At 48.5% G+C, this 11,245-nt stretch carries 11 protein-coding genes; 5 read left to right on the forward strand and 6 right to left on the reverse strand.

The features are described from left to right. Positions 1 to 194: 194 nt before the first annotated feature. From G9F75_RS15090 to G9F75_RS15105, 4 genes are all read left to right on the forward strand, one after another. A complete protein-coding gene (locus tag G9F75_RS15090; protein ID WP_007409011.1) occupies positions 195 to 1,178 on the forward strand; it encodes a glutaminase in 984 nt (327 codons plus the stop codon). Positions 1,179 to 1,202: 24 nt separating this feature from the next. After that, positions 1,203 to 2,639 carry an alanine/glycine:cation symporter family protein gene (locus G9F75_RS15095; RefSeq protein ID WP_167409206.1) on the forward strand — a complete coding sequence of 479 codons (1,437 nt, stop codon included), beginning with the start codon at positions 1,203 to 1,205 and terminating at the stop codon, positions 2,637 to 2,639. 115 nt (positions 2,640 to 2,754) lie between these two features. Further along, positions 2,755 to 3,702 (forward strand): homocysteine S-methyltransferase, encoded by a 948-nt coding sequence (gene mmuM, locus G9F75_RS15100; protein WP_021495304.1) that lies wholly within the window; start codon positions 2,755 to 2,757, stop codon positions 3,700 to 3,702. A gap of 113 nt (positions 3,703 to 3,815) precedes the next feature. Beyond that, complete coding sequence (locus G9F75_RS15105; protein WP_161620106.1) at positions 3,816 to 5,219, forward strand: amino acid permease; 1,404 nt, start codon at positions 3,816 to 3,818, stop codon at positions 5,217 to 5,219. A 40-nt stretch (positions 5,220 to 5,259) separates the two neighbouring features. Here G9F75_RS15105 and G9F75_RS15110 read toward each other — a convergent pair whose 3' ends face one another. After that, the gene (locus G9F75_RS15110; protein WP_015416722.1) at positions 5,260 to 6,327 is read right to left on the reverse strand and encodes a branched-chain amino acid aminotransferase; all 1,068 of its coding nucleotides are present in this window, start codon (positions 6,325 to 6,327) and stop codon (positions 5,260 to 5,262) included. Positions 6,328 to 6,696: 369 nt separating this feature from the next. Here G9F75_RS15110 and gltP point away from each other — a divergent pair, with 369 nt between their 5' ends. Then, positions 6,697 to 7,947: a glutamate-aspartate/proton symporter GltP gene (gltP, locus tag G9F75_RS15115; protein WP_007409006.1), complete on the forward strand. Its 1,251-nt coding sequence runs from the start codon at positions 6,697 to 6,699 to the stop codon at positions 7,945 to 7,947. Positions 7,948 to 7,983: 36 nt separating this feature from the next. Here gltP and trhO read toward each other — a convergent pair whose 3' ends face one another. The 5 genes from trhO to pssA form a co-directional block, all read right to left on the reverse strand. Beyond that, positions 7,984 to 8,952: an oxygen-dependent tRNA uridine(34) hydroxylase TrhO gene (trhO, locus tag G9F75_RS15120; RefSeq protein WP_014416813.1), complete on the reverse strand. Its 969-nt coding sequence runs from the start codon at positions 8,950 to 8,952 to the stop codon at positions 7,984 to 7,986. 104 nt (positions 8,953 to 9,056) lie between these two features. After that, positions 9,057 to 9,332 (reverse strand): hypothetical protein, encoded by a 276-nt coding sequence (locus G9F75_RS15125; RefSeq protein ID WP_022552524.1) that lies wholly within the window; start codon positions 9,330 to 9,332, stop codon positions 9,057 to 9,059. A 42-nt stretch (positions 9,333 to 9,374) separates the two neighbouring features. Then, the gene (locus G9F75_RS15130) at positions 9,375 to 10,190 is read right to left on the reverse strand and encodes a phosphatidylserine decarboxylase (protein WP_021495306.1); all 816 of its coding nucleotides are present in this window, start codon (positions 10,188 to 10,190) and stop codon (positions 9,375 to 9,377) included. Then, positions 10,183 to 10,671 (reverse strand): DedA family protein, encoded by a 489-nt coding sequence (locus G9F75_RS15135; RefSeq protein WP_021495307.1) that lies wholly within the window; start codon positions 10,669 to 10,671, stop codon positions 10,183 to 10,185. Before G9F75_RS15135 ends, G9F75_RS15130 begins: the two co-directional genes overlap by 8 nt. Then, complete coding sequence (gene pssA / locus G9F75_RS15140) at positions 10,662 to 11,195, reverse strand: CDP-diacylglycerol--serine O-phosphatidyltransferase (RefSeq protein WP_007409002.1); 534 nt, start codon at positions 11,193 to 11,195, stop codon at positions 10,662 to 10,664. Before pssA ends, G9F75_RS15135 begins: the two co-directional genes overlap by 10 nt. Positions 11,196 to 11,245 lie beyond the last annotated feature (50 nt).

The following is an 11,245-nucleotide window of genomic DNA, read 5'->3' on the forward strand; positions in this document are numbered from 1 at the left end:
AATTTCTTTAGACCCGAATGGCGGGACACTCCGGCTGATTTATAAATCTATCGGCTTATTTTAAGAATGATTTTGTCGTATTTTGTATGATTCTGTAGATGTCATTATACATTAACATGGAACACGCTATTTTTGAAAACGTTTTCCAAGACCGGTTTCCGCTTCGGACAGGCTTGCAATAGAGGAGGAATGTTATGAAAGATATGGTCAGAGAGCGCCTTGAAAAAGAGGAACTGGCTTCACTTTTACAAGATTGGGTCGAGCATTACCGACCGTTTTCCGTCAATGGAAAAAGCGCAAATTATATACCCGCCCTCGGAGAAATCAACGACTCTCAGCTGGGCATTTGCATATTAGAGCCGGATGGCTCAATGATTCATGCCGGTGAATGGAATGTCCCGTTCACATTGCAGAGCATCTCAAAAGTCATCAGCTTTATTGCCGCCTGCATGAACAGAGGCATTTCTTACGTGCTGGATCGTGTGGACGTGGAACCGACGGGTGATGCGTTTAATTCTATCATTCGGCTTGAAATCCATAAACCCGGGAAGCCCTTCAACCCGATGATCAATGCCGGCGCCATTACCGTCGCCTCGCTGCTTCCGGGTGAAACGGCGCATGATAAATTAGAATATCTATTTTCCGTTTTTGAAAAATTAATAGGAAAACGCCCTCACATTCACGAGGAGGTCTTCCGTTCTGAATGGCAGACCGCGCATCGGAACAGAGCGCTCGCCTACTATTTAAAAGAAACGAACTTTCTCGAGGCGGATGTGGAAGAAACGCTTGAAGTGTATTTAAAGCAGTGCGCCATGGAGGGTACAACCGAGGACATCGCTTTAATCGGATTGATACTTGCGCATGACGGCTACCATCCGATCCGACGGGAACAGGTCATTCCGAAAGATGTCGCGAAACTCGCCAAAGCCCTGATGCTGACATGCGGGATGTACAATGCGTCAGGAAAATATGCGGCTTTCGTCGGCGTCCCCGCCAAAAGCGGGGTATCCGGCGGCATTATGGCATTGGTTCCCCCAAGCGCCAGAAGAGAACAGCCTTTTCATAACGGCTGCGGCATCGGCATTTACGGTCCGGCCATTGATGAATACGGCAACAGCCTGACCGGCGGCATGCTGCTGAAACATATCGCACAGGAGTGGGAGCTCAGTATTTTTTAATCAAACGAACCAAGAGGTGATTGGATGCAGGAATTCTTTGAAAATGTAATCGGCTCGGCAAATGATTTTTTATGGTCAAAACTGTTAATCGTACTGCTTCTTTCTCTGGGACTGTTTTTTACGTTCAGATCAAAGGGTCTGCAAGTCCGCATGCTGAAGGAAATGATCCGGGTTTTGAAGGAAGGCGCGGCCGCCCGGACAAAAAACAGCATTTCCCCGTTTCAGGCATTTTGCATCAGTATGGCGGCGCGTGTCGGAACCGGGAATATTACCGGAATCGCCATTGCGATCGCACTCGGCGGTCCGGGCGCTATTTTCTGGATGTGGATTATCGCAGTCATCGGTTCGGCTTCAAGCTTTGTTGAAAGCACGCTGGCCCAAATTTATAAAGTAAAAGATCAAAACGGATTCCGCGGGGGCCCGGCCTATTACATGGAAAAGGGCCTGAAGAAACGCTGGATGGGCGCGCTGTTCGCCGTATTAATCACACTGTCATTCGGAGTTGTTTTTAATTCCGTTCAATCCAATACGATCAGCGTCGCCTTTCAAAACGCATTCGGCACCAGCCGGCTTACATTGGGCATTATGTTAATCTTGGTTTTCGGCGGCGTAATCTTCGGCGGCGTCAAACGAATTGCGAAAATGGCGGAATACATCGTAGTCGTTTTGGCCGTTTTATATATCGGTGTCGCTTTCTTTGTCATTCTGACGAACATCACCCAATTGCCCGGCGTTCTGTCCCTAATCGTAAAAAATGCGTTCGGCATTGATCAAGCAGCGGGCGGCGCTTTAGGTGCGGCCTTGATGCAAGGTGTAAGACGCGGGATTTTCTCAAATGAAGCGGGTATGGGAAGCGCTCCGAACGCGGCGGCGACAGCTACGACGAGCCACCCGGTGAAACAGGGGCTCATTCAGGCATTCGGCGTCCTGACGGATACGCTCGTCATTTGTACAAGCACGGCGCTTATCATTTTATTTTCAGACGCTTATCACCAGCCGGGACTGAGCGGCATCGCGCTTTCTCAGGCCGCCTTGAGCGACCATGTCGGCGCGTGGGCGTCAGGTTTCCTTGCCGTCTTAATGCTTTTGTTCGGCTTCAGCGCTCTGATGGGCAACTATTATTACGGAGAAACCAATATCGGATTTTTAAGCCAGAACAAAAAATGGCTGTTCATTTACCGCATCTGCGTGCTCGGAATGGTACTGTTCGGCTGTATTTCCAAAGTCCAGCTTGTGTGGGATATGGCTGACTTATTCATGGGCTTAATGGTGGTTGTGAACTTAATCGCGATTTTCCTTCTGTCGAAAAAAGCGTTTGCCGCTTTGAGCGATTATGTCCGGCAAAAGAAAGCCGGAAAAGACCCCGTCTTTTACAGAGATGTGCTCCCTGATGATGACGGGATCGACTGCTGGGAGTATTCAGACATCGCGAAAAGTGCGAAAGGCAAACACATTTCCTAAACAAAAGGTGTTCGGGCAGCGTCCTGAACACCTTTTTTCTGCCGGTTCATTGACAAAGAGAATAGCGTCCATTACCCTTTTTATATATTTTCAGTAAAGTCAGAAAGGAAGGCCTATGAATCCCATTACACAAATATTAAATGAATACCCGGTTATGATCATAGACGGCGCGATGGCAACCGAGCTTGAGCGGATGGGCTGTGATTTACATGATGATCTGTGGTCGGCCAAAATTCTTTTGGAGAGGCCAGAACTGATCAAACAGGTGCATGCAGAATATTTTGCCGCAGGCGCTGATTGCGCGATCACCGCCAGTTATCAATCGACAATTGAAGGATTTGCAGCGCGCGGCATCCCGGAAACCGATGCGATACGTCTCATTCAGACATCTGTTGAACTTGCCGCACAAGCACGCGATGAATTTTGGGCGCATGAAGAAAACCGTTTACACCGGCCCAAACCTTTGGTCGCCGCTTCTATCGGGCCTTACGGCGCGAGCCTCGCTGACGGCTCAGAATATCGCGGGCATTACGGACTGACGGAGGATGAGCTGATCAGCTTTCACCGCCCCCGGATGAAAGCCCTTATAGAATCCGGCGCCGATCTTTTGGCCTGTGAGACCATTCCGTGCCTGTCAGAAGCAAAAGCGATCACAAGGCTGCTGGAGGAATTCCCCGGCACTTATGCATGGATCAGCTTCAGCGCCAAAGACGGACGGCATATCAGCGAAGGCACGCCAATTTCCGAATGCGCGGCCCTGCTTGACTCCTGCAGCCAAATCGCAGCGATCGGCATCAACTGCACAACGATTGAACATATTCCGCCGCTGATAGAAGAAATCAAACGGTCAGCATCCAAACCGATTATCGCCTATCCGAACTCCGGCGAACAATATGACCCAGTGACAAAAACCTGGAAAGGCGCAGCGTGCGAAAACCATTTCGGAAAAAGCGCGCAAAGCTGGTACGAAAACGGCGTGAGCCTGATCGGAGGGTGCTGCCGGACGAAACCCGCGGACATTCAGGCCATTGCCGATTGGGCCAAAACCTTAAAAACAACTTGACTAATCGGAATAGTTTGTATATTCTATTCAAAAAGCCGGTTCGCCGGAATCTCGTGCCGTTCGCCGGCATGAGATTTTTTATTAGAACGGCCCTCGCAGAAAGTTGGAAAACAATGAACAACAAGAACGAGACGAATTTTCAGAGAAGTATGAAAAGCAGACACCTCTTTATGCTATCACTCGGAGGTGTGATCGGAACGGGGCTGTTTTTAAGCTCTGGGTATACCATTCATCAGGCGGGTCCGGCGGGCACCATTTTCGCTTACCTTTTGGGCGCGGGCATCGTCTATCTTGTCATGCTTTGCCTTGGTGAACTGTCAGTGGCCATGCCGGTGACGGGCGCATTCCACACCTATGCGAAGACCTATATCGGGCCCGCGACGGGCTTTACGGTCGCATGGCTGTACTGGCTGACGTGGGCGGTGGCGCTGGGCTCTGAATTCACGGCGGCCGGGCTTTTCATGCAGCGCTGGTTCCCGCATACTTCGGTTTGGATGTGGAGTGCGGTATTCGCTCTTTTCATCTTTTTATTAAACGCCTTCTCCGTGAAATTTTTTGCTGAATCGGAGTTTTGGTTCTCAAGCATTAAAGTCTTAGCCATCTTACTGTTTATTTTATTGGGCGGAGCAGCGATGTTCGGCATCGTCCCGATGAAAAGCGGTGAGGCCGCACCTATGCTGTCGAACTTTACGGATGGCGGCAGCCTTTTTCCAAATGGCTTTTTCCCGATACTGATGACGATGCTTTCAGTAAACTTTGCTTTTTCAGGGACGGAGTTGATCGGAATCGCCGCAGGGGAAAGCGCCGATCCGGAAAAAACCGTTCCGCGCGCCATTAAGACCACAGTCTGGCGGCTGGCGCTTTTCTTTATCGGAACGATTTTTGTGCTGTCAGGGATGATCTCCATCAAGGAAGCCGGTGTGATTGAAAGCCCGTTCGTCACGGTATTTGACAGAGTCGGCGTGCCTTATGCGGCCGATCTGATGAATTTCGTCATTTTAACGGCGCTACTGTCTGCGGCCAATTCAGGGCTGTACGCGTCATCACGTATGCTGTGGTCCCTGTCTAAAGAAGGGGAGCTTCATCCCGCCTTTGCCAGGCTGACCTCTAAAGGCATTCCTTTTAACGCTCTGATCTTCAGTATGATCGGCGGCATTCTGTCGTTGTTGTCAAGCGTATTTGCAGCGGATACAGTCTATCTTGTTCTCGTCTCCGTCTCAGGGTTTGCGGTAGTGGCTGTGTGGATGAGCATCGCCGCATCGCAATTTTTGTTCCGAAGACGGTTTCTTACAGAAGGGCACCAGCTTTCAGACTTGAAATACAGGACGCCGGGATATCCGGCCGTACCGATAGCGGCCTTTCTCCTGTGCCTCGCCTCCTGTATCGGCATCGCTTTTGATCCGAACCAGGCCATCGCCCTTTATTGCGGAATTGCATTTATGGCCGTTTGCTACACCGCTTATTACTTGAAAAACCGGAAAAGCAGAGCCCGCGTGCAAGCCGTAAAATCCCAATAACCAAAAAAAGAACCCTGCAGCGCAAGGGTTCTTTTTTCATTTATACTTCAACCACCCACCTGAACGAATCCCGCACCTTCCCGACTTGGATGCCGGCAATCGTTTCATAGAGCCTTTCTGACACTTCACCGATCAAACCGTTATTCAGTTCAATCGTTTCTCCGTGAATGTGCAGCGCGCCGACCGGCGAGATGACGGCCGCGGTTCCCGTACCGAATACCTCTGACACCTCGCCTCTCATCGCAGCCTCATAGATGTCATCAATGGCGACCTGTTCTTCCCTGACGCGGATGCCCCAGCTTTTTAACAGCTCTATCACAGATGCGCGTGTGATGCCCCCGAGAATGCTTCCGTTTAACGCCGGCGTTACGGCCTCTCCGTTTATGATGAAAAAGATATTCATACTCCCTACCTCTTCGGCATATTTCTTTTCCACCCCGTCGAGCCAAAGCACCTGATCATACCCCAGTTCTTCGGCTTTCCGCTGAGCCTGTAAGCTGGCCGCATAATTTCCGGACGTTTTGACGTCGCCCACTCCGCCGGTGACGGCACGCACATACTCATCCTCCACATAAATCCGGATCGGTTTCAGCTGATCGCCGTAATACGAACCGACAGGCGTCAGAACAACCATGAACTTGTAACGCTTTGACGGCCGGACGCCTAAAGAAGGCTCAGTCGCAATTACAAACGGACGGATATATAAAGAGGTTCCTTTTTCTATCGGTATCCATTCCTGCTCCAGCTCCACCAATTGTATCAATGCCTCCAGCGCCAGCTTCTCGTCAAGAGGCGGCATGCTCATCCGCCGTAACGATTTATTCAGCCGTTTTATATTTTGGTCAGGACGGAACATCAACACCCGTCCGTCTTCTGACCTGTAAGCCTTCAGCCCTTCAAATACGGCCTGCCCGTAATGGAAAACCGATGCGGAAGGATCCAGATGGACCGGTTCATAAGGGGTGATTCTCGGATCATGCCACCCTCTCTCCTCTTCGTAATCCATGACAAACATGTAATCTGTGAAGTACTTGCCAAACCCCAATGAAGCGGAGTCCGGTTTTTCTTTTCTTGCTGTGACCTTACGTCTTTCAATCAGTTGATTCAACAAAAGCACACCTTTCTTGTAATTATTAAAATTTTCAGTCTTTTATAAGCTGCCTGTTTTCTCTGCCTGAATCGTGTATGCACAGATATATGAGGATGCAGTTGACCGTATCATATCAAATATACCACTTATAAGAGGATAATTATCACAATTTTTGATATTTTCAAGCGAAAATCTAACTTTATTTTATTCTCCTTCATTTTTTCCAATGAGGACTTTCTGTCATATTAAATGATTGCGCTTACATAATGTAAAGCAATCCTTTCTTTCGCACAGTCAATAATGTGACAAATTTATGGCGGATAGGAAGGTGGTTGCCGCCTGCTTCACGAATTACGTATGAAATGCGCAAGTAAAAGGGGGATTCGCTTGAAAAAATTTATCGCATTCCAGATTTTGATCGCTTTAGCCATCGGAGCATTGATCGGCCATTTCTTCCCGGATTTCGGGATGGCGCTGCGGCCCGTCGGAGACGGATTTATCCGCCTGATTAAAATGATTGTCGTGCCGATCGTGTTTTCAACCATTGTTATCGGAGCCGCCGGCAGCGGCAGTATGAAAAAAATGGGCAGTCTCGGCATCAAAACGATTATTTGGTTCGAAGTGATTACGACGCTTGTTCTGGCGCTCGGTCTGTTATTGGCGAACGTGCTGAAGCCGGGAGTCGGACTTAACCTCTCTCATCTTGCTAAAAAAGATATTCACGAGCTTTCCGGCTATACGGAAAAAGTAGTCGACCTGAAACAAATGCTTCTTGATATTATCCCCGTTAACATCATTGACGTCATGGCGAAAAACGATCTTCTCGCCGTCATTTTTTTCGCGATTTTATTCGGTGTTGCCGCAGCCGGCATCGGCAAAGCCTCCGCACCTGTCATGAGTTTCTTCGAATCCACGGCAAATATTATGTTCAAACTGACGCAGATGGTGATGGTCACCGCTCCGATCGGCGTTCTCGCCCTGATGGCCGCCTCCGTCGGGCAATTCGGAATCGCGCTTTTGCTTCCGATGCTGAAGCTGATCGGCACTGTGTTCCTCGGGCTGTTCCTGATACTCTTCGTTCTGTTTCCGATCGTGGGGCTTATCTTTAAAATCAAGTACTTTGAAGTGCTGAAAATGATTTGGGATCTGTTTTTGATCGCTTTCTCCACGACAAGCACAGAAACCATTCTGCCTCAGCTGATGGATCGGATGGAAAAATACGGCTGTCCGAAGCGGGTCGTCTCCTTTGTGGTTCCGTCAGGTTTATCGCTGAACTGTGACGGCTCAAGCCTCTATTTATCGGTGTCCTGTATTTTCCTGGCGCAGGCGTTTCATGTGGAAATGCCGCTTTCTCAGCAGCTTCTGATGATGCTTGTCCTCGTGATGACAAGCAAAGGCATTGCCGCCGTCCCGTCAGGCTCACTCGTCGTGCTTCTGGCGACAGCGAATGCCGTCGGTCTCCCCGCGGAAGGCGTCGCCATCATTGCCGGTGTCGACCGCGTCATGGACATGGCGAGAACCGGCGTCAACGTGCCCGGCCATGCGGTCGCCTGCATCGTCGTGTCCAAGTGGGAAAAAGCATTCAAATATAAAGGACCCGTCACGGCAGACCAGACCGCCCGGACAGAAAGTATGTAAACACAAAAAAGACCACCTCATTGGTGGTCTTTTCTATTAATCAATCGCCGCATGATCCTCTTTTTCAATCAAAGCAAGGCGTTCATTGATTTCTTCCTGAGTCATTTCGTGCTCTTTCACATACATGTTGCGTTCGTTCGTACGGCATTCGTGACTGCAGCTGCGCATGTATTTGTATTCATTCTCAGGTGTGCAGATCATTTTTTTATTACATGCCGGATTTGCGCAGTTCACATAACGCTCGCACGGCTCACCCGTGAAATAATCTTTTCCGATGATAACGTGCTCTACGCGGTTGACCGGTACGCTGATTCTTTCGTCAAACACGTAGCACTGTCCGTCCCACAGCTGCCCTTGCACTTCAGGATCTTTACCGTAAGTGACGATACCGCCGTCAAGCTGGGACACGTCTTCAAAGCCCTTCTTCAGCAGCCAGCCGGAAAATTTCTCACAGCGTACGCCGCCTGTGCAGTACGTGAGGATTTTTTTGCCTTCAAGCATGTCTTTGTGCTCTTCAATCCAGTCCGGCAGCTCACGGAACGCCTCAATATCAGGTCTGACCGCTCCGCGGAAATGACCGAGATCATACTCATAGTCGTTTCTGGCGTCGATCACGATCGTGTCAGGGTCCTGCATTTGCTCATAAAAGTCTTTCGGTTTCAAATGCTTGCCCGTCGTGACATTCGGATCAACATCATCTTCGAGACGAAGCGTCACCAATTCTTTTTTATGGCGCACAAACATTTTGCGGAATGCATGTCCGTCAGCCTCGTCAATTTTGATCGGCATGTCGGCAAAGCGCGGATCAGCTTTCAGCGCATTCATGTATTGTTCCGTCTGTTCAACCGTTCCGGACACCGTACCGTTAATGCCTTCCTCAGAAATCAAAATACGGCCTAACAGACCGAGCTCCTTACAAAACTTCAAATGCTGAGCCGTGAACTCCTCAGGCTCATCAATCTTTACATATTTATAATAAAGTAAAACTCTATATTGTTTTTCCATGATTTATACACCCTGTTCAATTATATTAATGATCGCACACTCTACTATATCATACAGGAAAACGGGCGAAAGATGAACATTTCCGTCCGTACTCTTTCTTCCAGTCACGCTTCGCCTTTTAAAACCTGCTGAAAATAAAACCGATACGTATTGCGCAAAAAGGTCTCAAGCGAAAGGCCGGCCGCGGTCTGATACTTGCCGATAATAAACGGAAAACGTTCACGGCCTTTTGTCCGCAGAAGATCGGCGCTGTCTTCAGCCAGTTCTGAGATGAGCGCCTCAATGACAGGCCGGCATGCGTCCCGCACGGCTTCAAGAATTTGCTGATCCCCTGTATGCTGGTACTGCTCTATCAGCTTTGCCAAATCCTTTTCTTCCATAATGTTCACTTCCTTACACCATATAAAAAAGAGGAGCAGCTTTTATAAAGCGGACGCCTCCTCCTGTGACTCCGCATAACCGATGATCTGGCCGACCTGTAATTCACGGCCTTCAGTCAGGTTATCCGAAGGGGTAAACATATCTTTCTCGAATACTAAAATAACGGTCGATCCAAATGAAAAATAGCCCAGCTCTTCCCCCGTCTCAAGCCTGTTTCCGGTGTTTGTCTGAACGATCGAGTTAATATTCATCGCACCTACCGGAATCATGAGCATCTGCTGATCAGCACGGGTCAGCTCGTACACATAACGGTAATTTTTTGAGAGCACATCTTTCCCGTACTTTAACCCCATCGTATTAACGGGATAGGAGCGTTTCCCCAGCTCGGCCAGCTTCTGATACGTGCAGCTGACGGGAGAATGGAAGCGGTGGTAATGTCTCGGGCTAAGGTAAAGCACGGCAAAACACCCGCCGTTATACTTGTGATCGGCGCTTTTAAACCCCGTCAGTTCGGCGAACGAATAATCCTTCCCTTTTACCATGAAAGTTTGATTGGGATTAATCATGCCCACCGTCTGAACGACGCCGTCCACCGGGCTGACGATGGCGTTCTTCTCTTTTGCCACGGGGCGGAGATTCAAATTAATATCACGAATAAAAAATGACGCCAGTGAATCAAAGTCAGAAGCCGTGCGTTCCGTTTCATTCCAGTTGATGCGATAGTGTTTGGAAAACAGCGGAATCACCGGCTTGCTCAGTTTCGATTCACAGAAGTTTTTAATGAGATAAGACGTCAATCGATTATTAGTCAGTTCAATCAATGAACGATAAAGAACTTTAGCGGCAGTATTAAACATTGATTACTCCTATGAATTTTCCTATAGTAATAAAAATAAAACACCATAAAAACGCTCCGATGGCGGCGAAGCATAAGTAGGTTTTGAATTCCATTCTGCCGATTCCGGAAAAGTAGCAGGTCACGTGTCTGATGCCGGGGATGAAATAACCTAAAATAATGGTGTACGGCCCGTACTTCTTCATCCACCTGTCTACTTTCTCCATCCTCTTTTCCTTCAGGCCGACCCATTTCCCGAACTTATTAATAAACGGCCGGCCGGCTTTTCTGCCGATGAAGTAGCTGATAATCATCCCAAGGAGCGCTCCGATAAAGCTGACCAGAATGGAGAGCCCGTAATTCAGCACGTTTAAATGAGCGAAGTAGCCCACAAGCGTCATCATGACTTCATCCGGAATAGGCAATCCGATAATTCCGAGTGTCAGCATAAGAAAAATTGCGATATATCCGTAATCGGATATTAATTGCTGAACTAATTCCATCTTCTGCTCTCCAGGTTTTCAGGCGCCTGTTTTTTAAAGTGCGGAAATTTAATGTTGCTGACCATTAAATAACCGAGCGCGATCGTTCCCGCCCCCAGAAGAAAAGCGTTATTGATAAAGCTCAAAATGACAAGACACATACCCGCAAACGGAATAGGCATCCCGATAAACGTCGGCAGCTTGCTTTGTTCAATATTAAATCTGGAAAGACGGATCATCCCGCAGATGCTGTAGGAAAGCGCGATTAAAATTCCGATGAACGGAATCGTATATAGTGAAACACTGTAAGCGAGCATGGACGGCGCTACGCCGAACGTCACGAGATCAGCAAAGGAGTCAAGCTCTCTTCCCATCTCCGATACCGCGTTCAGCTTACGGGCGGCCAAACCGTCAAAGAAATCAAGAAACATCCCGGTGAAAATAAAGATCACCGCAGAGTGTATATTATGATACAAAAGGGAATGAATCGATAAGAGCCCGCAAATAAAATTTCCAATTGTAATCATACTAGGTATATAATTCACAGTTTACACAAACCTCCAATTAAAACCATATCAAATCGGACTGCGTATGC

Origin of the sequence: Bacillus sp. EKM208B (assembly GCF_011800725.1) — a bacterium.
GTDB classification, from domain to species: Bacteria; Bacillota; Bacilli; order Bacillales; family Bacillaceae; genus Bacillus; species Bacillus velezensis.

What these genes read in the sequence shown, in the direction of transcription:
- G9F75_RS15090 (WP_007409011.1), top strand. Translation starts at nt 195, where the DNA reads ATGAAAGATATGGTCAGAGAGCGCCTTGAAAAAGAGGAACTGGCTTCA.
- G9F75_RS15095 (WP_167409206.1), top strand. Translation starts at nt 1,203, where the DNA reads ATGCAGGAATTCTTTGAAAATGTAATCGGCTCGGCAAATGATTTTTTA.
- mmuM (WP_021495304.1), top strand. Translation starts at nt 2,755, where the DNA reads ATGAATCCCATTACACAAATATTAAATGAATACCCGGTTATGATCATA.
- G9F75_RS15105 (WP_161620106.1), top strand. Translation starts at nt 3,816, where the DNA reads ATGAACAACAAGAACGAGACGAATTTTCAGAGAAGTATGAAAAGCAGA.
- trhO (WP_014416813.1), bottom strand. Translation starts at nt 8,952, where the DNA reads ATGGAAAAACAATATAGAGTTTTACTTTATTATAAATATGTAAAGATT.
- G9F75_RS15125 (WP_022552524.1), bottom strand. Translation starts at nt 9,332, where the DNA reads ATGGAAGAAAAGGATTTGGCAAAGCTGATAGAGCAGTACCAGCATACA.
- G9F75_RS15130 (WP_021495306.1), bottom strand. Translation starts at nt 10,190, where the DNA reads ATGTTTAATACTGCCGCTAAAGTTCTTTATCGTTCATTGATTGAACTG.
- G9F75_RS15135 (WP_021495307.1), bottom strand. Translation starts at nt 10,671, where the DNA reads ATGGAATTAGTTCAGCAATTAATATCCGATTACGGATATATCGCAATT.